The following is a 21,036-nucleotide window of genomic DNA, read 5'->3' on the forward strand; positions in this document are numbered from 1 at the left end:
CCGGGCGGTGACAGCCGGGTCAGCTCGCGTCGCTGCTGTCCGCCTCGGTCGCCGTCGCCTGGAGACGGGTCAGGACGCCGGAGGGGCTGCCGCCGGGGGTGACCGCCTGGCCGATCTCCTTCTTCACGGACGCGCTGACCGTCGCCCAGGAGGTCTTGCCGACGGGGTACAGCTCGGAGATCGGGAGCTGGTCGAGGAAGGGGCGCAGGTCCTTGTCGGGGGCGGAGTCCGACTCGGTCATGGTGTTGGACGCGGAACCCGTGACCGGGAGGAGTCCGTACTCGCGGGAGAAGGCGAGGACGTTCTTCTGCTCGTAGACGAAGTCGAGGAAGTCGCCTATCTGCTCGGCGTGCCCGTGCTGCTTGAAGCCCATCATCCAGTCGGTGACACCCATCGCGGCCTTGGCCTTGCCGGTGCGGCCCGGCATCGGGACCGTGCCGAAGCGCACACCCTTCTTGGCGGCCTGCTGGATCAGGGTGGGATGCCCGTTGAGCATGCCGACCTGGCCGTCGGCGAAGGCGGCGAAGGCGTCCGCGCGGTTGAGCCTGCCGGGGGCGACCGGACCGGTCAGGCCCTTGCCGACCAGGTCGTCCCTGAGCCAGGTGAACGTCTCGACGTTCTGCGCCGAGTCGATGGTGTAGGTGCCGACGTCGTCGGTGTAGCCGGCACCGCCGCTGAGCAGCCACTGCATGGTCTCGGCCTGCGCCTCCTCGGAACCGAGCGGGAGCGCGTAGGGGTACTTCACCCCCTTGTCCTTGAGCGCCTTCGCGTCGGCGGCCAGCTCGCTCCAGGTGGTGGGCGGGGTGATGCCGGCCTCGGCGAAGAGGGTCTTGTTGTAGAAGAGCACCCGGGTGGAGGCGGCGAACGGGATGCCGTACTGCACGTGCTTCCACTCGCCCGCGTCGGAGAGCTGGGAGAGGAAGTCGGCCTGGGTGCGGATGGAGAGCAGGTCGGAGGCCTGGTAGAGCTTGCCCGCGGCCGCGTAGTCGGCGTAGGCGCCGATCTGGGCGATGTCGGGCGCGTCCCCGGCGTCGACCATCTCCTTGACCTTGCGGTCGACGTCGTTCCAGGAGTAGACGCTGACCTCGACCTTCACTCCGGAGTGCTGGGACTCGTACGCCTCGGCCAGCTTGTCCCAGTACTTCTTCGAGCTGTTCGCCGTGGAGTCGCCGTAGTCGGCCGCGACCAGTCTGAGGGTCACGTCGGAGGAGCCCGTACTCCCGCAGCCGCCGAGGACCGCCGTCATGCCCAGTGCGGACACCACCGCGATCGTTCCTGCCGTACGCCGACGCACTGTCAAAGCCCCAACCCTGCTGTCTGACCGTTCAATATGTGGACACATAAGGTCTACACCACGCGAGTGGACTAGACCTCTTGTGGGTCCGCGGGCCACACTGTCCCCCGTGAGACATGTCATCGCCCTGGACGTGGGCGGTACCGGGATGAAGGCGGCCCTCGTCGGAGACGACGGCGCGCTGCTGCATCGCGCCCGCCGCGCGACCGGCCGCGAGCGCGGGCCCGACGCGGTGGTCGAGACCATCCTCGGCTTCGCCGCGGAGCTGCGCGCGTACGGCGTGGAGCACTACGGCGAACCGGCCGCGGCGGCCGGCCTCGCGGTCCCCGGCATCGTCGACGAGGAGCACGGCATCGCCGTCTACGCGGCCAACCTCGGCTGGCGGGACGTGCCCCTGCGCGCCCTTCTCGCCGACCGGCTCGGCGTGCCCGTGGCCCTCGGCCACGACGTGCGCACCGGCGGGCTCGCCGAGGGCCGGATCGGCGCGGGCAGGGGCGCCGACCGCTTCCTGTTCGTGCCGCTGGGCACCGGCATCGCCGGCGCCATCGGCGTCGACGGGCGGGTGGAGGCGGGCGCGCACGGCTTCGCCGGCGAGATCGGCCATGTCGTCGTACGGCCCGGCGGGACCCCGTGCCCCTGCGGGCAGCACGGCTGCCTGGAGCGGTACGCCTCCGCGTCCGCCGTCAGCGAGGCGTGGGCGGCGGCCTGCGGGGACCCGGAAGCGGACGCGGCCGACTGCGCGAAGGCCGTCGCGTCCGGTGACCCGAACGCCGTCCGGGTCTGGCAGGAGGCGGTGGACGCGCTGGCCGACGGGCTGGTCACCGCACTCACCCTGCTGGACCCGCGCACGCTGATCATCGGTGGCGGCCTGGCCGAGGCGGGGGAAGTGTTGTTCCAGCCGCTGCGGGACGCCGTCCGCCGGCGGGTCACCTTCCAGAAACTCCCGTCCATCGTCCCCGCCGCCCTCGGCGACACGGCCGGCTGCCTGGGCGCGGGACTCCTCGCCCGGGATCTCCTCAACCACACCAACCGTACGGAGGCAACCCGCTGATGGCAGCCGACCCAGGGGCGCGGGGAACTGCGCGACCAGCCACGACGCACCCGCAGCCCGCGAAGGCCGGAACCCCCCTGGTGCTGTCCGGCGCCAACGTGGTCCTCCCCACCGGAACCGTCAAAGAGGGCCAGGTGATCGTCGACGGCACCGGCATCACCAGCACAGCCCCAGGGAACGCCCAGGTCATCGACGTACGAAACCACTGGCTGGTGCCCGGCTTCGTCGACATCCACAACCACGGCGGTGGCGGAGCCTCCTTCTCCGGCACGGTGGACGACGTGCTCAGAGCCATCCGTACGCACCGCCTGCACGGCACCACCACCCTGGTCGCCTCCACCGTCACCGACGAGATGGATCTGCTGGTGCAGCAGGCGGGGCTGCTGAGCGAGCTGGCCGAGCAGGGCGACATCGCGGGCATCCACTTCGAGGGGCCGTTCATCTCGCCGTGCCGCAAGGGCGCGCACTCCGAGGAGCTGCTGCGCGCCCCGGACCCGGCCGAGGTGCGCAAGCTGATCGACGCGGGGCGCGGCAGGACGAAGATGGTCACCCTCGCCACCGAGCTGCCGGGCGGCATCGACTCCGTGCGGCTGCTCGCCGAGCACGGCGTGATCGCGGCGATCGGGCACACGGACGCCACCTACGAGCAGACGGTCGAGGCCATCGACGCGGGCGCCACGGTCGCCACCCACCTCTTCAACGCCATGCCGACGCTCGGCCACCGCTCCCCCGGCCCGATCGCCGCCCTGCTGGAGGACGAGCGGGTGACGGTCGAGCTGATCAACGACGGCACCCATCTCCACCCCGCCGCGCTGGAGCTGGCGTTCCATCACGCGGGCGCCTCCCGGGTCGCGTTCATCACCGACGCGATGGACGCGGCCGGCATCGGCGACGGCCGCTACATGCTCGGCCCGCTGGAGGTCGAGGTCAGCGAGGGGGTGGCCCGTCTGGTGGAGGGCGGCTCGATCGCGGGCTCCACGCTCACCCTGGACCGCGCGTTCAAGCGGGCGGTGACGGTCGACAAGCTGCCGGTCGAGGACGCGGTCGCCGCGCTTTCGGCCAACCCGGCCCGTCTCCTTGGCCTCTCCGAGCGCATCGGCTCCCTGGAGCCCGGCAAGGACGCCGACCTGGTGCTGCTGGACGCGAACTTCGACCTGAAGGGCGTGATGCGCAGGGGTGAATGGGTGGTAGCGCCCCAACTGCCCTGATCCGTCCCCCTCTTCGCCGGACGGCGGCCGATCCTCGCACTGGGCCGGCCGCCGTCTGTTTGGCATGATCAGGTCCCCGGTACCGATGGCACAGGACTTCGAGGGAGGTCGGCCCGGGTGATCCTCACGGTCACACTGAACACCGCTCTCGACATCACCTATCGCGTACGGTCCCTCCGGCCGCACACCTCGCACCGCGTCTCGGACGTCATCGAACGGCCGGGCGGCAAGGGCGTGAACGTGGCGCGGGTGCTGGCGGCCCTCGGACACGAGGTGACGGCCACCGGCTTCGCGGGCGGCGCCACCGGCCGGGTGCTGCGCGAGCACCTGGCGGCCACGCCCGGCGTGACGGACGCCTTCGTCCCGGTCGCCGGGTCGACCCGGCGCACCATCGCCGTCGTGGACGAACTCTCCGGCGACACGACCCAGCTGAACGAGCCCGGCCCGCAGATCTCCCCCACCGAGTGGGGCGCCTTCCTGGACCGCTACGAGGAGTTGCTGGCCCCCGCCTCCGCGGTGGCCCTCTCCGGCAGCCTGCCGCCGGGGGTACCGGTGGGCGCGTACGCGGGCCTGATCCGCACCGCCCGCGCGGCCGGCGTCCCCGTACTCCTGGACACCAGCGGCGAGCCCCTGCGCCGTGGGGTCGCGGCCCGCCCCGACATCATCAAGCCCAACACCGAGGAACTCGCCGAACTCACGGGCTCCCACGAGCCGTTGCGCGCCACCCAGGACGCCCGCCGCCGCGGCGCCCACACGGTGGTCGCCTCCCTCGGCCCGGAAGGCCTGCTCGCAGCGACCCCCGAGGGCCGCTGGCGCGCCGCTCCGCCGGCCCACATCCACGGCAACCCGACCGGCGCGGGCGACTCGGCGGTCGCGGGCCTGCTCTCGGGCCTGGTGGAACACCTGCCGTGGCCGGAGCGCCTGACCCGCGCGGTCGCCCTGTCGGCGGCGACCGTACGGGCGCCTGTGGCGGGCGAGTTCGACCCGGGGACGTACGAGGAGCTGCGGGGGCGGGTGGCGGTGAGCGGGGTGGTCAGCGCGGCCTAGTGCCCCGGCCCTAGCTGTCCTTCTTGACCTGCCCCGGCTTCAGCTTGACGTTACTGATCAGGGCGTTGCACTTGTCGTCGGTGCCGCAGGAGATGGAGATCGTGTTGGGTCCCTGCTTCAGGGTCGGCCACACGAAGGACCGGGTCCAGCCGTTGGCGAAGTCACCGTCTTTGGCGTGCCGGTAATTCTGCAGGTCCAGCTTGCTGCCGAACGGGGTGCCGTTCACGGTGACCGACATCGTCTGGTCGCCGCCGGCCGCGCTGTAGTACACGAACAGGGTGTACGGGCCGGCCGACGGTGCGTTCACCTTCCAGGTGACCGAGGCGCCGGGCTGGTTCAGCCCCGTCACATAGCTGCCGTCGGAGGAGGTCGCGCCCTTGACGTCCGAAGCCTTCGCCGCACCGCCGGCAGGCTCGAGGGCCGAGGCGTCGGACTGCGTCGAGCCGCTCGCCGCCGAGCTGCTGCTCGACGGGCTCGGGTTGCTGTTCTGGGACTGGGTCGGGGAGGTGCCCACCTGGCTGCTGGACTTGTTGTCGTCCGAGCCGTCGTTGAACATCGCGATGCCGATGCCGATGACGACCGCGGCGACCACCGCGATCGCGCCGATCAGCAGGCCCTTGGTGTTCGGGCCGCTGCGGGCCGGGGCCGGCGCGGACAGGCGGCTCGTCGGGGCGCCGCCGGGGAGCGTCTCCGGGGCCTGGTAGTGGGCGTTCGGCTGGCCGTAGGTGCCCTGCTGCTGCGGGACACCGGGCTGCGGCTGCTGCCCGCCGTACGTGCGCTCGCCGACCGAGCGCACCCTGCTGACCGAGTTCGGGTAGCCGTACCCGCCGGACGGCGGCTGGGCTCCTCTGGCCTGACCGTCGGCGTACAGATAGCCGAACGGGTCGTCGTCCTCGGGCGTGCTCGGGCTGTTTTCGCCGGGCGTCATCCCTTGGTCTCCTCAGCAGGTGCGGGTGGATGCGGTACAGGTCTGGAATGGCGAGCCTACCCGCTCTGGCTGGCCCAAACGGGTGACTCGGACCGCATCAACTCACTGACCTGCGGATCATCCGGCGCGTCGGTGCTGTTTGGGACGAGATCGTTTCTCTACGTACATCCGCTCGTCGGCTGACTTCAACACTTCGTCCGCAGTCATGCCGCAGTGCGCCCATCCGATGCCGAAACTGGCGCCCACCCGGACGGCCCGTCCCTCGGCGCGGATGGGCTGAATGATCTCGTTGCGCAGGCGTACGGCGAGGTCCTGGGCGTCGGCCATGCCGAGGCCGTCGGCGAGGATCACGAACTCGTCGCCGCCGAGGCGTGCCACGGTGTCGCCGTCGCGGACGCCTCGGGAGAGCCTGCGGGCGACCTCGATCAGGACCGCGTCGCCCGCGTTGTGCCCGAAGCGGTCGTTGATCGACTTGAAGCCGTCCAGGTCGCAGAAGAGGACCGCCAGGCCCTTGGTGCCGTCGTCGCGGCCGTCCTCGGGGGCGACGGTGTGGACGTGGTGGTCGAAACCGTCGTACGACTCCGCACCCGGCACGAAGTCGAAGCCGTGGCCGGCGGGGGTGTCGAAGGCGGGGTGGCCGTAGGCCGCGTCGAGGGACTCCAGGGCGCCGGCGTGGGTCGGGCGCTGACAGAGGCGCGCAGACAGCCGGGAGCGCAGCTCGGCGGAGTTCGGCAGGCCGGTGAGGGAGTCGTGGGAGGCGCGGTGGGCGAGCTGCAGCTCGCGGCGCTTGCGCTCCTCGATCTCCTCGACGTGGGTGAGCAGGAAGCGGGGGCCGTCGGCGGCGTCCGCGACGACCGAGTTGCGCAGCGACACCCACACGTACGAGCCGTCGCGGCGGCCGAGGCGCAGTTCCGCGCGGCCGCCCTCGGCGGAGGTCCTGAGCAGGGTCCCGATGTCCTCGGGGTGGACGAGGTCGGAGAAGGAGTAGCGGCGCATCGCGGAGGCGGGGCGGCCCAGCAGGCGGCACAGGGCGTCGTTGGTGCGCAGGATCCGGCCGTGCTGGTCGCCGCCCATCTCGGCGATCGCCATGCCGGAGGGGGCGTACTCGAAGGCCTGCCTGAAGCTCTCCTCGCTGGCTCGCAGCGCCTGCTGCTCCCGCTCCAGGCGGACCAGGGCGCGCTGCATATTCGCACGTAGACGCGCGTTGCTGATCGCGATGGCGGCCTGGAAGGCGTACATCTGGAGGGCCTCGCGGCCCCAGGCGCCGGGGTGACGACCGTTGCGCGGCCGGTCGACGGATATGACGCCCAGCAGCTCACCGGAGGAGCCGCCCGGCGCGCCGGGCGTGTACATCGGCGCGAAGAGCCGGTCGGAGGGGTGCCACTCGTCCTCGAAGCGGGGCGCGGGCCCGTCGGTGTACCACTGCGGGACGTCGTCGTCGTCCAGCACCCAGCCCTCGGTGTGCGGTATGAAGATCAGGTCGCCCCACTGCTCGCCCATGTTCAGCCGGCGCAGCCAGGAGTCGCGGGAGCCGACCCGGCCGGTGATCAGTGCCTCGGCGGCGGGGTTGCCGGAGAAGGCGGCGACGACGAGGTCACCGTCCTGGCGCACGAGGTTGACGCACGCCATCTCGTACCCGAGGGCGTTCACCGCGCCGTCGGAGACGGTCTGCAGTGTGTCCGCCAGGCTGCGTGCCGTGTTCATGTCGGCCATGACCTGGTGCAGCTGCCGCAGGGACGCAAGACGGACATACGGCTCCGACTCGGTCTCCATGCTCGCCCTCCCCCCGAGACCTCGCAGCGAATCAAGGGTTGTCTTCGGCGCTTCTTTACCCCGGTTGGTTCTTGTCGTGCTCCTAGCTTCCCGCCACTGAATCACAGCGCGCTGCCCACTCGGTACACAGGGTCAACAATTACTGCCCCTTGTGACTCAAGTCACAGATGAACATGAACAATTGGGTGGAGTTTCTGCGTTTTCCCCGTGCGATTACTGAACGCAGGCTTTGCGAGTGCGTTCACATCATGCACACATTGCCGGCCACTCATGGTCCCCGGGTCCTAGGACCCGGTTCGGTCCAGGGCCCGATGCGGCGTGCCCGGAGCGGAGATTAGCGTCTGCGGCGTGCTGAACACTCCCTCACCCACCGTCGCACCCCCGTCCGGGCATGCTGAGGGGGTGAGCAACGACGAGTTCCGGGCCGCGATGTCCCGGCTGGCCGCGGGCGTGGTCCTGGTGACCGCGCAGGAGCCGCCGCTGGACCCGGACGACCCGACCGCGCCGGGCGGCGAGGACGTCGGCATGACCGCCACGGCCTTCATGTCCGTCTCGCTCGACCCGCCACTGGTGCTGGTCAGCCTGCGCACGGGCGCCCGCATGGACGACCTGCTCGACGAGCAGCCGCTGTGGGCGGTCTCGGTCCTCACCGAGAGCCAGCGCCACGTCGCCGGCCGCTTCGCGATGAAGGGCCGGATCAGCGACCGTCTGCTCTTCGAGGACCTCCCCTGCGTCCGCGGGGAGGCCTCCGGCGCCCCGCTGGTGGGCGGCGCGCTGGCCACCCTGGAGTGCCGCACCGAGCAGCGGGTGACGGCCGGGGACCACACCCTCGTCATCGGCCGGGTGCTGACCGCCCGGGTACCGAGCGCCGAGGGCGGACCGCTGCTGTATTTCCAGGGCCGCTACCGGCAGTTGGGGTAATCGGGCGCCGTGGAATTCCGTGGCGGTGCCGTGAACACCCGGGCCAATACGCGCGGATGGACGACTGCTCGTCCGGAAGGCGGATAACCCCGGGGAATCCCGGAGGGGCTACGACCAGTCGCGGCCGGACCTGCCCCGCTTGGTGTCCGAGCGCTGCTTCTTCTCCCGCAGCCGCCGCTCGTTGATCCCCCGCGGGATCCGGGTCGGCCGGCGCGGCTTGGGCGGTGGGGCCGTCGCCTCGGCGAGGAGGGCGGCCAGGCGCACGGCGGCGGTCTCGCGGTTGCGCCACTGGGAGCGGTGCTCGGAGGACCGTACGACCACGACCCCGTCGATCAGCCGCCCGGCCAGCCGCTGCAGCGCCCGCTCCTTCCACACCTCGGGGAGCGCCTCGGTGGCCGCGAGGTCGAAGCGCAGCTCCACCTGCGAGTCGCTGGTGTTCACATGCTGCCCGCCGGGCCCGGAGGATCTGGAGAAACGCCACGTCAGCTCGGCCTCGGGAAGCGAGACCGAGCCACGGATGAAGTAAGGCCCGGACATGCATCCCATGTTCCCGTTCTGGCCCGCCTCGCGTCATCCGGTTTTCGTCGCGGGTAAAAATGGTAAAGGGATCCGGAACCATCGGGACCCCCCTCGACGTTCTCCCCGGTGACGGTAGCTTCGTCGGCACAGAAACCTAAAAGGGAAGGGACTCCCAATCATGGCTGTAAGCCTGTCCAAGGGTGGCAACGTCTCGCTCACCAAGGAGGCTCCGGGCCTGACCGCCGTCACCGTGGGCCTCGGCTGGGACGTCCGCACCACCACCGGCACGGACTTCGACCTCGACGCCTCCGCCATCGCGGTGAACACGCAGGGCAAGGTCTACTCCGACGCCCACTTCGTGTTCTTCAACAACAAGCAGACCCCGGACAGCTCCATCGTCCACACGGGCGACAACCGCACCGGCGAGGGCGCGGGCGACGACGAGGCGATCAACGTCAACCTCGCGGCGCTCCCGGCCGACATCGACAAGATCGTCTTCCCGGTCTCCATCTACGACGCCGAGAACCGCGGCCAGAACTTCGGCCAGGTCCGCAACGCCTACATCCGCATCGTCAACCAGGCCGGCGGTGCCGAGATCGCCCGCTACGACCTCTCCGAGGACGCCGCCACCGAGACGGCCATGGTCTTCGGCGAGCTGTACCGCAACGGCGCGGAGTGGAAGTTCCGCGCGGTGGGCCAGGGCTACGCCTCGGGCCTGGTGGGCATCGCCCAGGACTTCGGCGTGAACGTCTGACGGACACCGCGCTGCGCGAGGACCCCCGGCTTCGGCCGGGGGTCCCGGCATTCGGGGCCGTGCAGCGGCCCTACCGGCCCGCCGGCCGGTAATGCCCCAGCACGGCGGACAGCTGGGTGAACCACTCGCCCAGCCGCGCCCTCGGCTTCGCCTCGACGACGCACTCGTAGAACCGGCCGTCGGGGAGGACCACCGCCACCATCAGGGCCTTGCCGGACGGATTCGCCTTGTAGTGGACGCTGCGGATGTCCTGCCAGGGGAACTCGACGGACATGCCGTGGTCCTCGAAGGCCACCCCCTGGGTGTCGACCACGATCGAGTTGTGACGGTCGACCGCCATGAACTCCGGCCCACCGGCCTGCGGTGGGGGCGCGGTCGGGGGATAGACGTACTGGGGCGGCGGGGGGCCGAAGCCCGGCTGGGCGGTGGCCGGCGGGAGCGACGACGGCGGCTGCCCGCCGTAGGGGGGCTGGTTGCCGTACGGCGGTGGCTGGGTCGTCATCGTCTTCCGTCTCCCCGGACATGGTGTGGCTTCGGCGGAAATCTATCCAGCACCCCGGTGACCCCGGAAAGAGGGCCGGTCGGTGGATAGGGTCCCGTCATGCTCCTCGAACAGCTCTCGACGACCGACGGCTCCCTCCCCGCCGAGCTGCTCACCGAGCTCACGGCCCTGTACGCCTCCAACCGCGAGTTCCACGCGCTCAGCGGTGACTTCCCCGACCCGGACGACGTACGGCCCGAGCAGGTGGCGGCCGCGCTGGCCGACGAGTTGGCGCATCCGGACGCCGAGGTGCTGCTCGCCCGCAGCCGGGGCCGGGCGGTCGGGATCGTGATCACGCTCGCCCGGCACCCCGACCCGGCCGACCCGGACCCGTGGATCGGGCTGCTGATGGTGGACGCGGCCGAGCAGGGCAAGGGGTACGGCCGACAGGTCGCCATGCTGGTCGAGGAGCGCTTCCGCACCGCCGGGCGCCGGGCCGTCCGGCTCGCCGTCCTGGACAACAACCCCAAGGGACTGGCCTTCTGGACCGCCCTCGGCTACGAGGTCGTCGGCCACCGCCCCGACCGCGCCCACGGCCGCCCCTGCGCCGTGCTGCGCAAGGTCCTGCGGACACCCCGGCGGGCGGCCCGCGTCGCCGTCGTGGACCCCGAGGGCGCGGTGCTCCTCTTCCGTTACGACAACGTCGAGGTCGGCGTCCACTGGGCGCTGCCCGGCGGCGGCCTGGAGCCGGGCGAGGGCCCGGCCGAGGGTGCCCTGCGGGAGCTGGCCGAGGAGACCGGCTGGACCGACGTGAAGCCCGGCCCTCTCCTGTGCACCTGGGAGCACGACTTCACCCGCATGGGGATCGCCGTCCGCCAGCACGAGCACATCTACGTCACCCACGGCCCCCACCGCGAACCGGCCGGAGCCGGCCTCGCCGCAGCGCACGCAGCCGACGGCATCCTCGACTGGCGCTGGTGGACCCGGCGGGAGCTGGCCGAGGAGGCGGAGCCGGTGTGGCCGCCGGACCTCGCCCGGCTGCTGGACGAGTGGGAAGGCCGAACGGGCGGGGCGTGACACTCGGCGCGTCAAGTCCGCTTGAATAAAGGGCAGTTGGGCGCGTGCGGTGCGTCCGGATAGCGGATTCCGAGGCACGTCTTTCGGATACGAACACGTAAAATCTTGTCGGCACTCTGTCAAACAAGCCGTTCTCGGTGTCACTCTCTCCCCGCCGCCGCAACTCTGTGCATCCCCTGTGTCCTGCCTGGGTCTCCAACCCCACGGAGACCAGCCTGAAGGAGATCGAGTGAGACAGCAGCCCCACGCTCCCCGCACCTCCCGCAAGACCGCCGTGCGCGCCGCCGCCCTGGTCGGCTCGGCCGCGATGGTCGTCCTCGCTCTGCAGAACGGCGCCGCCACCGCCGCCCCCACGCACACCCCCGGTGCCACCGCCCTCCCGCTCGGCGTCACGGCCCGCGCCGCCGCCATCGAGTCGGCCCAGCACCACGCCGGTGCGGCGGCCCGCGAACTCGGCCTCGGCGCCAAGGAGAAGCTGGTCGTCCGGGACGTGGTGAAGGACGCGGACGGCACCGTCCACACCCGTTACGAGCGGACGTACGCCGGGCTCCCCGTCCTCGGCGGCGACCTGGTCACCCACGTGGCGAAGAACGGTTCGTTCAAGGGCGTCGACAAGGCGGTCAAGGCCCGGATATCCGTGCCGACCACCACCGCGGCCGTCTCCCCCGCGAGCGCGAGGAAGACCGCCCTCAAGGCCGCCGGCACCGCCAAGGCAGCCGCCTCGACCTCCCGCAAGGTCGTCTGGGCCGCCGGCGCCAAGCCGGTCCTCGCCTACGAGTCCGTCGTCAAGGGCCTCCAGCACGACGGCACCCCGAGCGAGCTGCACGTCATCACCGACGCGCAGAGCGGCAAGAAGCTCTACTCCTACGAGGGCGTCGACACCGGCACGGGCACCAGCCGCTACAGCGGCACGGTCACGATCGGCACCACGGCCTCCGGCTCCGGCGGCTACGACCTGATCGACGGGGGCCGCGGCGGCCACAAGACGTACGACCTGAACGGCGGCACGTCCGGCACCGGCACCCTCTTCCACGACGCCGACGACGTCTGGGGCGACGGCAGTGTGACCAACCGCCAGACCGCCGCCGTCGACGCCGCCTACGGCGCCGCCGTCACCTGGGACTTCTACAAGTCCGCGTTCAACCGCAACGGCATCGCGGGCGACGGCAAGGCCGCCTACTCCCGGGTCCACTACGGCAACGCCTACGTCAACGCCTTCTGGGACGACAGCTGCTTCTGCATGACGTACGGCGACGGCGCGGGCAACGCCGACCCGCTCACCTCGCTCGACGTGGCCGGCCACGAGATGAGCCACGGCCTGACCGCGGCCACGGCGAAGCTCAACTACAGCCGTGAGTCCGGCGGTCTGAACGAGGCCACCTCGGACATCTTCGGCACCTCGGTGGAGTTCTTCGCGAACAACTCCTCCGACCCCGGTGACTACCTCATCGGCGAGAAGATCGACATCAACGGCGACGGCACCCCGCTGCGCTACATGGACAAGCCCAGCAAGGACGGCGGCTCCGCCGACTACTGGTCGAAGACGGTGGGCCGCCTCGACGTGCACTACTCGTCGGGCGTCGCCAACCACTTCTTCTACCTGCTGAGCGAGGGCAGCGGCGCGAAGACGATCAACGGGGTCTCCTACAACTCCCCGACCTACGACGGCTCCACGGTCACCGGCATCGGCCGGGCCAAGGCAGACCAGATCTGGTACAAGGCCCTGACCACGTACTTCACGTCGACGACCAACTACGCGGGCGCCCGCACCGGCACCCTGCAGGCCGCGGCGGCCCTGTACGGCTCGGGCAGCGCGGAGTACAACGCGGTGGCGGCGGCGTGGAAGGCGGTCAACGTCAAGTAGCCGCACGCGCACGGTGGTACACCGGCCGGGCCGCCCGTCACGGGTGGTCCGGCTTGCCGTCTCCGTACAGCCAGTCCTTCCAGATCTCGCGGAAGTCCTTGTCCGGGGCCTTCTTCTCCACGTACGCGGTGAAGTCGGCCGTGTCGGCGGTGCCGTAGCGGTGGGCGGCGGCCCAGCCCTGGATGATGTCGTAGAAGGTGTCGTCGCCGACCTTCTGGCGGATCTTCTGCAGCACCATCGCGCCACGCTGGTAGACCGGGCTGTCGGAGATGTGCGCGGCGCTGGAGGGCCTGGCCGGCGGGAAGGCCCAGATCTCCTCGTGGTCGCCCTTGTACAGGTCGGTGAAGGTCTGCTGGGCGCTCTTGCCGCCGAAATCCTCCGCGTAGAGCCACTCGGCGTACGTCGCGAAGCCCTCGTTGAGCCACATGTCCCGCCAGCTCTTCGGGGTGACCGAGTCGCCGTACCACTGGTGGGCGAGTTCGTGCACGAGCGTGCTGGTGTCGAACTGGTCGGCGGGGAAGACGGGCCGGGTCTGGGTCTCCAGGGCGTAGCCGGCGTCGCCGGGGCGGTCGACGATCGCACCGGTGGAGGAGAACGGGTACGGCCCGAAGTTGGTCTCCTCCCAGTCGATGATCTCGGGGATCTTCGCGAGCACCTTCGCGCTGTCCTCGGCCTGGGTGGGGTCGACCGCGGTGAGCACGGGCAGACCGTGCGGGCCTGTGCTGCGGGTGATGTCGTAGTGCCCGATGGCGACCGTGGCGAGATAGGCGGCCATGGGCTGGGCGCAGTGCCAGGCGAAGGTGGTCCGGCCGCCCTTGGTGTGCTGACTGCTCAGCTCTCCGTTGGAGACGGCCTGGAGGCCCTTCGGGACGGTGACGGTGATGTCGTACGTCGCCTTGTCCGAGGGGTGGTTGTTGACGGGGAACCAGGCCATGGCGCCGACGGGCTCGCCGAGGGCGAGCGCGCCGTCGGCGGTGCGCAGCCAGCCCTCCTCGGAGCCGTCGGGGTCGGTGAGGGTCTTCGGTCTGCCCGCGTAGCGGACGGTGACGCTGAACGTCTCGCCCTTGTCCAGGTCGTCGTGGGGCCGGACGGTCAGCTCCTGGCCGGCGCGGTTCCAGCGGGCGCTCCTGCCCTCGACGGTGACCGAGTCGACGTCCAGTCCGGCGAGGTCGAGGTCGAAGGCGGACAGGTCCTTCGTGGCGCGGGCGGTGATGACCGCCTCGCCGGTGAGGTGGCGGGTGTCGGGGGTGTAGTCGAGGGTGAGGGCGTAGTGGGTGACGTCGTAGCCGCCGTTGCCCGCCTTCGGGAAGTACGGATCGCGCACGCCGGGGCCCCCTGGGGTGCCGTGGACCCCGCCGTCGCACGCGGTGCCGGTGAGGGCGAGAGCGAGCAGGGTGGCGACCGCCGGGACAAGGCGCGCGGATCTGGACATGTCATCGATCTTAGGCGGGCGGGCACACGGCAGCAGGGGGCGGGCGGTGGGCGTGACACCATCTCTTCCGTGCTCGACATCGGCTACGCCCTCTCCAACCGCTTCCCGGACCCGCCGCAGACCGACTACCGCCGCGCGGACGTCCATGCGCTGCGGCACGACCTGTTCTGCGGGGACGTCTATCTCGCGGACACCAAGTCGGACCGGGAGCTGTCCACAGCCTGGGGATGGGTGCCGGTGCTGGACTTCGCGTGGGCGCTGTGCGACATCGCGGAACAGCTGGACCGGGACCCCATGGGCTCCCGCGCCTCCCGGCCGCAGCACGCGGAGCTGGACTTCACCGAGTCCACCGACCGCATGCTGTTCGAGCGCCGCTTCGGCTGGGTGGACGTCGAGGCCGACTGGATGCCGGCCGAGGAGCCCCCGCTCACCTTCTCCCACACCGAACTCCGCCGCGAGGCCCGGGACTTCCTGCACGACCTGATCGCCGACCTGACCGACCTGCACGAGGACCTGGCGGAGAACCCGGCCGTGTGGACACTGCAGGCCCGCTTTCCTCGAGTGCCGTAACGCCGCGCGCCGCTCAAGCGCCGGACGGGCTGTTCTACTCCACCCTGATCCCCAGTTCGTGTGCCAGCACCGGCGCCAGGTCGAGCAGCTGCCCGGTGCTGATCACCGCCCCCGACAGCCGGTCCAGGCCCCGGACGATCTCCAGCGGGGCGGCCCCGCGCAGATCCACGTCCGTCAGGGTCGCACCGCTGAAGTCGGCCTCCTTCAGGGCGCAGTCGAGGAACTCGACCCGCTCCAGACGGGCGCCCGCGAAGTCCGGCTCGACCAGGACGCAGGAGTCGAAGACCACGTCCTTGAGGCGGGCCTCGCGCAGGTTCAGACAGTCGATCTTGCCGCCGCGGATCACGACCCGCTCCAGGACGGCGCCATGGAGCTGGGTGCCGCCGAGGCGGGGGTCGATCAGCTCGACGTCGCGGAGCGTGGACTCGGCGAGCTGCGTGCCGACCCCCCGCAGGCCGGTGAGGACCGAGTCCAGGAAACGGGCCCGGCCCAGTGCCGTCTCGTCCACCGCGCAGCCCGTCAGCGCGCAGTCCAGGAAGCGGGCGCCCGCGCCGTCCTGCCCGGCCAGGTCCGCCTCCCGGAACTCCAGCCCGTCGTAGTCGCCGTCCGGCGCCAACTCCCCGTCCGTCCAGGGCTCCAGGGGCGGCAGCCGCAGCTCCGGCCGCCGTGCGCCCTTGATCCCCGCCTTGCCCGTGCCCGTCGCTCTCCTCGCCATGGCCCCATGCTGCCCCCCTCCACTGACAATCCGCCTGAGCTGCGGAAACCGGATCCGCGCCGGGCCGATGTCACATTTCGGGGTCCTGTTCAGTCGTATGCACGGAAGGTGAACCGACCCGAGGGAGAGCGCACCCCATGCATCGCATCACCGTCGTCGGCGGCGGTTTCGCCGGGCTCACCGCCGCCATCACGGCCGCCGAGTCAGGCGCCCAGGTCACCGTGTACGAGGCCCACCACACCCTGGGCGGCCGGGCCCGCACCGCCGAGGCGCCGTACCGGACGAACGAGGGCCCGCACGCCCTCTACAGCGGCGGCCCGCACTGGACCTGGCTCAAGCAGCGGGACCTGATCGGGCCGCTCGCCCCGCTCCCGCCCCTGGAGGCGGCCCGGCTGCGGCTGCGGCACCACGGCGTCCTGCGCCGCACCCCGCCCTTCGCCCTGCTCAAGCTGTTGCGCCCCGGCGTCCGCCGGGCCCCCGTCGACACCGACTTCCTCAGCTGGGCGACCGACGTCGCCGGCGAGGAGGGCGCCCGGGCCGCGGCGAACTACTCCGCCGTGGCCCTCTTCCACCACGACCCGGGCGCCCTGTCCGCCGCCTTCGTGCAGGAACGGCTGCGCCGGGCCACCAAGCTGCCACCGGAGGCGCACTATCCACGCGGCGGCTGGGCGAGCGTCATCGACCGGATGGCCGCGCGGGCCTGGAACCTCGGTGTGCGGATCGAGACGCTGTCCCGCGTCGACGCCCTGCCGACCGACACCCCCGTGGTCGTCGCCACCTCCCTGCCCGCCGCCCGGCGGCTGCTCGGCGACGACTCGCTGACCTGGCCCGGCGGCCGTACCGTCCTGCTCGACCTCGCCCTGCGCACCCGGCGCGGGGACGCCTTCGCCGTCTCCGACCTGGACGCGCCCGGCTGGATCGAGCGGTTCACCGCGCAGGACCGGACTCTCGCCCCGGCCGGCGAGCAGCTGCTCCAGGGGCAGATCCCGATCGGCCCGGGCGAGGCGCGCGGCGACGGTCTCGCCCGGGCCGAGGAGCTGCTCGACCTGGCCTTCGAGGGATGGCGGGAGCGGGTCGCCTGGCGCCGGGAGTCCGTGGCGGAGGGCCGTACGGGAGCCGTGGACCTGCCGGGGACCAGCTGGCGGGACCGCCCCCCGGTGGACCGCGGCGACGGCGTCTACCTGGCCGGCGACCAGGTGGCGGCACCGGGCGTGCTGTCGGAGGTGTCCTTCAACAGCGCGGTCACCGCGGTGTCGCTGATCCTCGGCCGGACCGCCCTTGACCTCAAGCATGCTTGAGGTCGAAGAGTGGCCCCCGGAGACGCAGACACGATCACTGGGGGGTCCCATGCACGCCGTGCGCCTGTACACCTTCGGACCGGCCGAGAACCTGACCTACGAGGACGCCACGGACCCGGTGCCGGGGCCCGGCGAGGTGCGGATCGCCGTGGCGGCGGCCGGGGTGCACCTCCTCGACACGGCCCTGCGCGAGGGCCGGCAGGGGCCGCTGCCCGAACCGCCCGTGCTGCCGACCGTCCCCGGCCGTGAGGTCGCGGGGGTCGTGGACGCCCTCGGCGACGGCGTGGCGGAGGCGTGGCTCGGCCGGCGGGTGGTCGCCCACCTGGGCTTCGCGCCCGGGGGGTACGCCGAACTCGCCGTCACCGCCGCCGAACGCCTGCACGAGATCCCGGAAGGACTCGGCCTCGCCGAGGCCGTCGCCATGATCGGTACGGGGCGTACGGCGCTGGGGATCACGCAGTTCGCCGAGCCGGGTCCGGACGACGTGGTCGTCGTACCCGCGGCCGCCGGCGGCATCGGCACCCTGCTCGTGCAGTACGCCAAGAACGCCGGAGCGACGGTGATCGGCCTCGCGGGCGGGCCGGAGAAGACCGCCCGCGTGCGGGCCGACGGCGCCGATCTCGCCGTCGACTACAACGACACCGCCTGGCCGGCCAAGGTCCGCGCCCACCTCGCAGGGCCCGCCACGATCGTCTACGACGGCGTCGGCGGTGCTGTCGCCCGGGAGGCCGTGGCGCTGCTCGGGCCCGGCGGCCGGCATCTCGTCTTCGGCTGGTCGGCGGAGGGCATCGGTGAGGAGGCCCGGGGCCACTTCGTCGACGGACTCTCCGAGTCGGTCCTCGGCCCGGCGATGCTGCGGAAGGCCGGCGGTCTGCGCGCCCTCGAACTGCGCGCCCTCACCGAGGCCGGCCAGGGCCGTCTGCGCCCGGCCGTCACCCGTTTCCCACTCTCCGAGGCGGCCGCGGCACACCGGGCGCTGGAGAACCGCGGCACGATCGGAAAGGTGGTGCTGGAGCCATGAAGGACAAGCACGGCAGGACCCCGCACGCGGATGCGATACGCCCGGATTCATGGTCTTCTGGCCAGATGAGCACCGGCCGAACGGGTGAAACCCCGGCGGCGGCAGCCGGAGCCGAAGGAGCCGATCCCCACCGCTGGTGGAGCCTGGTCGTCATCGCTCTCGCCCAGCTGATGGTGGTGCTGGACGCGACGATCGTGAACATCGCACTGCCCTCGGCGCAGCAGGACCTGGGCATGTCCGACGGCAACCGGCAGTGGGTCATCACCGCCTACACCCTCGCCTTCGGCGGACTCCTGCTGCTCGGCGGCCGGATCGCGGACCTCGTCGGCCGCAAACGGACCTTCGTCATCGGACTCGTCGGCTTCGCGGCCGCCTCCGCGCTGGGCGGCGCGGCCACCGGCCCCGGCATGCTCTTCGGCGCCCGCGCCCTGCAGGGCGCCTTCGCCGCCGTCCTCGCACCCTCCGCGCTGAGCCTGCTGACCACGACCTTCACCGACCCGCGCGAACGCGGCAAGGCCTTCGGCATCTACGGCGCCCTGGCCGGCAGCGGCTCGGCGATCGGGTTCATCGTCGGCGGTCTGCTCACCGAGTACCTGAACTGGCGCTGGTGCCTGTACGTCAACGTGCCCATCGCGATCGCCGCGGTCCTCGGCGCCTCCGCCCTGCTGCGCGACCGCCCCGGCCGCACCGACGCCCGCCTCGACGTGCCCGGCGCCCTGCTCGGCTGCGGCGGACTCGTCGCGATCGTCTACGGCTTCAGCGAGGCCGAGCCGCGCGGCTGGACCGACCCGCTGGTGCTCGGCCTGTTCGCGGGCGGTGCCGTCCTGCTCGTCGCCTTCGTCCGGTGGCAGAACCGCGCCCCGAGCCCGCTGCTGCCGCTGCACATCGTCAAGGACCGCAACCGCGCGGGCTGTTTCCTGACCATGATGCTCGCGGTGATCGGCATGTTCGGGATGTTCCTGTTCATGACCTACTACCTGCAGGTCATCCTCGGCTACTCCCCGATGAGGGCGGGCCTGGCCTTCCTCCCGCTGACCGCGGCGATCATCACCGGCTCGACCCAGATATCGGCCCGCCTGCTGCACCGGGTGGCCCCGCGCGTGCTCATGGTGCCCGGCACGCTCATCGCCACCTCCGGTCTGATCCTGCTGACCCGGATGACCGTCACCTCCTCCTACACCACCGAGATCCTGCCCGCACTGCTCCTGATGGGCCTCGGCATGGGCCTGACCTTCATGCCGGTGTTCGCCACCGCCACCGCCGGCGTCCCCGCCCGCGACTCCGGCGTCACCTCGGCCACCGTCAACACCGCCCAGCAGGTGGGCGGCTCGATCGGTACGGCCCTGCTCAACACCATCGCCACCACCAGCAGCACCGCCTACATCGCAGCCCATCTGCACCACCCGGCCGACAAGCCCACCGTGGTCCCGGAGGGCGTGGTGCACGGCTACACGGTCGCCATCTGGTGGGCCGCCGGCATCATGCTCCTCGCCGGCCTGGTCGCGGGCCTGATGGTCACGGCCAAGGCCCCCGGGCACGGCGCACGGGCCGGGGCGCGGGTGGCCGAGCCGGCGACCTGAACCGCCGGGCCTCGCGCCGCAAACCGTCCCGGGGCCCCGTGATGCCTCAGTGGCGCCCCGCCACCCGGTCCGCGATCTGCGCCAGGCGGGAGGACTCCGTGCCCGGATGGAGGAGTTCACGCCGGTCGGCGGCGCGGTAGGTGGCGTACATGCCCTGGACGCCGAGCCAGCGGAAGGGTTCCGGCTCCCACTTGCGGACCTTGTGGTTCACCCAGGGCAGGTCGGTCAGCTCGGTGCGGCCGGCCTGGCCGGAGTCCTGCTGGACGAGGTCGCGCAGGGTGCGGGCGGCGAGGTTGGTGGTGGCGACGCCCGAGCCGACGTAACCGCCCGCCCAGCCGAGGCCGGTGGCCCGGTCGAGGGTGACCGTGGCGCACCAGTCGCGCGGGACACCGAGGACACCGGACCACGCGTACGCGACGCGCACGCCCGCGAGGGCGGGGAAGAAGCGGGTCAGGATCTCCTGGAGGGCCTCGATCGTCTCCGGCTGGGTGCGGCCGTCGTTGTCGGTGCGCGAGCCGAAGCGGTACGGCACCCCGCGCCCGCCGAGCGCGATCCTCCCGTCGGCCGTGCGCTGCGCGTACATGTAGGCGTGCGCCATGTCGCCCAGTGTCTCCCGGCCGTCCCAGCCGACGGCCGCCCACTGCTCGTCGGTGAGCGGCTCGGTGGCGATCATCGAGGAGTTCATCGGCAGCCAGGTGCGCCGCTGGCCCTTCAGGGAGGCGGTGAAGCCCTCCGTGCAGCGCAGGATGTAGGGGGCGCGGACCGTGCCGTAGGGGGTCACGGCGTGCTTGGGGCGGATCTCGGTGACCGGGGTCGACTCGTGGATGGTGACGCCGAGCGCCTCCACGGCCGCCGCGAGGCCCTTCACCAGCTTCACGGGGTGCAGCCGGGCGCCGTGCGGGGTCCAGGTCGAGCCGACCGCGCCGGCCACCCTGATCCGCTCGGCGGTCTGCCGGGCGCCGTACAGCTCGCGGTCCTTCTCGCCGTACGACAGCTCGTGCTCGTGGAACGCCTTCAGCCGGGCCAGCTGGGCGGGCGTCGTCGCCACTTCCAGCACCCCGCCGCGGTGCACGTCGGCGTCGATGCCCTCGGCCTCGGCGACCGCGACGACCTCGGCCACGGTGTCGTTCATCGCCTTCTGCAGCCGTACGGCGGCCTCGTGGCCGTGCAGCTTCGCGTACCGGTCGCGGCCCGCGATGCCGTTGTACAGCCAGCCGCCGTTGCGGCCGGAGGCGCCGTAGCCGCAGAACTTCTGCTCCAGGACGGTGATCCGGAGGAAGGGGGCGGCCTTCTTGAGGTAGTAGGCGGTCCACAGCCCCGTGTAGCCGCCGCCGACGATGACGACGTCCGCCGACGCGTCCCCGGACAACGGCTCCCGCACCGCAGGGAGACCGTCGTCCGCGTACCAGAAGGAGATGCCGCCGTTGACGACACTTCTTGCCGTGCTGCTCATGTGCGGACGTTAACCGTTCCTGGAGACTGAGTGGAAGTGGGTCCTACGGG

19 protein-coding genes are annotated in these 21,036 nt (G+C 71.7%); 11 read left to right on the top strand and 8 right to left on the bottom strand.

Annotated features, from left to right (window positions below):
• Positions 1–19: 19 nt before the first annotated feature.
• On the bottom strand, positions 20–1,294 hold the full coding sequence (locus AC07DS_RS29900) for an extracellular solute-binding protein (RefSeq protein WP_479150512.1): 1,275 nt from the start codon (positions 1,292–1,294) through the stop codon (positions 20–22).
• Positions 1,295–1,403: 109 nt separating this feature from the next.
• Here AC07DS_RS29900 and AC07DS_RS29905 point away from each other — a divergent pair, with 109 nt between their 5' ends.
• From AC07DS_RS29905 to AC07DS_RS29915, 3 genes are all read left to right on the top strand, one after another.
• Positions 1,404–2,345, top strand: coding sequence for an ROK family protein (locus tag AC07DS_RS29905; protein ID WP_479150267.1), 942 nt, complete (start codon positions 1,404–1,406; stop codon positions 2,343–2,345).
• Positions 2,345–3,553, top strand: coding sequence for an N-acetylglucosamine-6-phosphate deacetylase (nagA, locus tag AC07DS_RS29910; RefSeq protein WP_479150269.1), 1,209 nt, complete (start codon positions 2,345–2,347; stop codon positions 3,551–3,553). The genes AC07DS_RS29905 and nagA overlap by 1 nt, the downstream gene beginning before the upstream one ends.
• A 117-nt stretch (positions 3,554–3,670) precedes the next feature.
• Positions 3,671–4,600, top strand: a complete 930-nt coding sequence (locus AC07DS_RS29915) for a 1-phosphofructokinase family hexose kinase (protein WP_479150271.1) — start codon at positions 3,671–3,673, stop codon at positions 4,598–4,600.
• Between the two features lie 10 nt (positions 4,601–4,610).
• On the opposite strand, the gene AC07DS_RS29920 is transcribed toward AC07DS_RS29915, so the two are convergent.
• Positions 4,611–5,528, bottom strand: a complete 918-nt coding sequence (locus tag AC07DS_RS29920) for a CBM35 domain-containing protein (RefSeq protein ID WP_479150273.1) — start codon at positions 5,526–5,528, stop codon at positions 4,611–4,613.
• A 117-nt stretch (positions 5,529–5,645) separates the two neighbouring features.
• Entirely contained in the window at positions 5,646–7,301 is a 1,656-nt protein-coding gene (gene cdgB / locus AC07DS_RS29925; protein ID WP_479150275.1) for a diguanylate cyclase CdgB, read from the bottom strand.
• A 348-nt stretch (positions 7,302–7,649) separates the two neighbouring features.
• Between cdgB and AC07DS_RS29930 the strand changes: the two genes are divergently transcribed.
• A complete protein-coding gene (locus AC07DS_RS29930) occupies positions 7,650–8,222 on the top strand; it encodes a flavin reductase family protein (protein ID WP_479150277.1) in 573 nt (190 codons plus the stop codon).
• Between the two features lie 108 nt (positions 8,223–8,330).
• On the opposite strand, the gene arfB is transcribed toward AC07DS_RS29930, so the two are convergent.
• Complete coding sequence (gene arfB, locus AC07DS_RS29935) at positions 8,331–8,768, bottom strand: alternative ribosome rescue aminoacyl-tRNA hydrolase ArfB (RefSeq protein ID WP_479150278.1); 438 nt, start codon at positions 8,766–8,768, stop codon at positions 8,331–8,333.
• 151 nt (positions 8,769–8,919) lie between these two features.
• On the opposite strand from arfB, the gene AC07DS_RS29940 reads away from it, so the two are divergent.
• Positions 8,920–9,495: a TerD family protein gene (locus AC07DS_RS29940; RefSeq protein WP_392316317.1), complete on the top strand. Its 576-nt coding sequence runs from the start codon at positions 8,920–8,922 to the stop codon at positions 9,493–9,495.
• A 70-nt stretch (positions 9,496–9,565) separates the two neighbouring features.
• Here the strand turns inward: AC07DS_RS29940 and AC07DS_RS29945 are convergent, their stop codons facing one another.
• Positions 9,566–9,997 carry a hypothetical protein gene (locus AC07DS_RS29945; protein ID WP_479150280.1) on the bottom strand — a complete coding sequence of 144 codons (432 nt, stop codon included), beginning with the start codon at positions 9,995–9,997 and terminating at the stop codon, positions 9,566–9,568.
• A gap of 99 nt (positions 9,998–10,096) precedes the next feature.
• Here AC07DS_RS29945 and AC07DS_RS29950 point away from each other — a divergent pair, with 99 nt between their 5' ends.
• Both AC07DS_RS29950 and AC07DS_RS29955 read left to right on the top strand, forming a co-directional pair.
• Complete coding sequence (locus AC07DS_RS29950) at positions 10,097–11,053, top strand: GNAT family N-acetyltransferase (RefSeq protein WP_479150282.1); 957 nt, start codon at positions 10,097–10,099, stop codon at positions 11,051–11,053.
• 307 nt (positions 11,054–11,360) lie between these two features.
• Complete coding sequence (locus AC07DS_RS29955) at positions 11,361–12,917, top strand: M4 family metallopeptidase (protein WP_479150515.1); 1,557 nt, start codon at positions 11,361–11,363, stop codon at positions 12,915–12,917.
• Positions 12,918–12,954: 37 nt separating this feature from the next.
• Here the strand turns inward: AC07DS_RS29955 and AC07DS_RS29960 are convergent, their stop codons facing one another.
• Entirely contained in the window at positions 12,955–14,349 is a 1,395-nt protein-coding gene (locus tag AC07DS_RS29960; RefSeq protein WP_479150283.1) for a M1 family metallopeptidase, read from the bottom strand.
• Positions 14,350–14,418: 69 nt separating this feature from the next.
• Here AC07DS_RS29960 and AC07DS_RS29965 point away from each other — a divergent pair, with 69 nt between their 5' ends.
• Entirely contained in the window at positions 14,419–14,919 is a 501-nt protein-coding gene (locus tag AC07DS_RS29965) for a hypothetical protein (protein ID WP_479150285.1), read from the top strand.
• Between the two features lie 34 nt (positions 14,920–14,953).
• On the opposite strand, the gene AC07DS_RS29970 is transcribed toward AC07DS_RS29965, so the two are convergent.
• Positions 14,954–15,634 carry a pentapeptide repeat-containing protein gene (locus tag AC07DS_RS29970; protein ID WP_479150286.1) on the bottom strand — a complete coding sequence of 227 codons (681 nt, stop codon included), beginning with the start codon at positions 15,632–15,634 and terminating at the stop codon, positions 14,954–14,956.
• A gap of 137 nt (positions 15,635–15,771) precedes the next feature.
• On the opposite strand from AC07DS_RS29970, the gene AC07DS_RS29975 reads away from it, so the two are divergent.
• The 3 genes from AC07DS_RS29975 (at position 15,772) to AC07DS_RS29985 (ending at position 19,533) form a co-directional block, all read left to right on the top strand.
• Positions 15,772–16,932: an NAD(P)-binding protein gene (locus tag AC07DS_RS29975; protein ID WP_479150287.1), complete on the top strand. Its 1,161-nt coding sequence runs from the start codon at positions 15,772–15,774 to the stop codon at positions 16,930–16,932.
• 49 nt (positions 16,933–16,981) lie between these two features.
• Positions 16,982–17,953 (top strand): zinc-binding dehydrogenase, encoded by a 972-nt coding sequence (locus AC07DS_RS29980; protein WP_479150288.1) that lies wholly within the window; start codon positions 16,982–16,984, stop codon positions 17,951–17,953.
• A gap of 65 nt (positions 17,954–18,018) precedes the next feature.
• The gene (locus tag AC07DS_RS29985; protein ID WP_479150290.1) at positions 18,019–19,533 is read left to right on the top strand and encodes an MFS transporter; all 1,515 of its coding nucleotides are present in this window, start codon (positions 18,019–18,021) and stop codon (positions 19,531–19,533) included.
• 46 nt (positions 19,534–19,579) lie between these two features.
• Here AC07DS_RS29985 and AC07DS_RS29990 read toward each other — a convergent pair whose 3' ends face one another.
• Positions 19,580–20,986, bottom strand: a complete 1,407-nt coding sequence (locus AC07DS_RS29990) for an NAD(P)/FAD-dependent oxidoreductase (protein ID WP_479150292.1) — start codon at positions 20,984–20,986, stop codon at positions 19,580–19,582.
• Positions 20,987–21,036 lie beyond the last annotated feature (50 nt).

The sequence above is a fragment of the Streptomyces sp. NPDC044064 genome, assembly GCF_056434245.1.

Bases quoted from the DNA above. Each gene is read 5' to 3' on its own strand.
- cdgB (WP_479150275.1), bottom strand. From the start codon at position 7,301: ATGGAGACCGAGTCGGAGCCGTATGTCCGTCTTGCGTCCCTGCGGCAG.
- AC07DS_RS29940 (WP_392316317.1), top strand. From the start codon at position 8,920: ATGGCTGTAAGCCTGTCCAAGGGTGGCAACGTCTCGCTCACCAAGGAG.
- AC07DS_RS29975 (WP_479150287.1), top strand. From the start codon at position 15,772: ATGCATCGCATCACCGTCGTCGGCGGCGGTTTCGCCGGGCTCACCGCC.
- AC07DS_RS29985 (WP_479150290.1), top strand. From the start codon at position 18,019: ATGAGCACCGGCCGAACGGGTGAAACCCCGGCGGCGGCAGCCGGAGCC.
- arfB (WP_479150278.1), bottom strand. From the start codon at position 8,768: ATGGGATGCATGTCCGGGCCTTACTTCATCCGTGGCTCGGTCTCGCTT.
- AC07DS_RS29950 (WP_479150282.1), top strand. From the start codon at position 10,097: ATGCTCCTCGAACAGCTCTCGACGACCGACGGCTCCCTCCCCGCCGAG.
- AC07DS_RS29970 (WP_479150286.1), bottom strand. From the start codon at position 15,634: ATGGCGAGGAGAGCGACGGGCACGGGCAAGGCGGGGATCAAGGGCGCA.
- AC07DS_RS29920 (WP_479150273.1), bottom strand. From the start codon at position 5,528: ATGACGCCCGGCGAAAACAGCCCGAGCACGCCCGAGGACGACGACCCG.
- AC07DS_RS29945 (WP_479150280.1), bottom strand. From the start codon at position 9,997: ATGACGACCCAGCCACCGCCGTACGGCAACCAGCCCCCCTACGGCGGG.
- AC07DS_RS29960 (WP_479150283.1), bottom strand. From the start codon at position 14,349: ATGTCCAGATCCGCGCGCCTTGTCCCGGCGGTCGCCACCCTGCTCGCT.
- AC07DS_RS29955 (WP_479150515.1), top strand. From the start codon at position 11,361: ATGGTCGTCCTCGCTCTGCAGAACGGCGCCGCCACCGCCGCCCCCACG.
- AC07DS_RS29980 (WP_479150288.1), top strand. From the start codon at position 16,982: ATGCACGCCGTGCGCCTGTACACCTTCGGACCGGCCGAGAACCTGACC.
- AC07DS_RS29990 (WP_479150292.1), bottom strand. From the start codon at position 20,986: ATGAGCAGCACGGCAAGAAGTGTCGTCAACGGCGGCATCTCCTTCTGG.
- nagA (WP_479150269.1), top strand. From the start codon at position 2,345: ATGGCAGCCGACCCAGGGGCGCGGGGAACTGCGCGACCAGCCACGACG.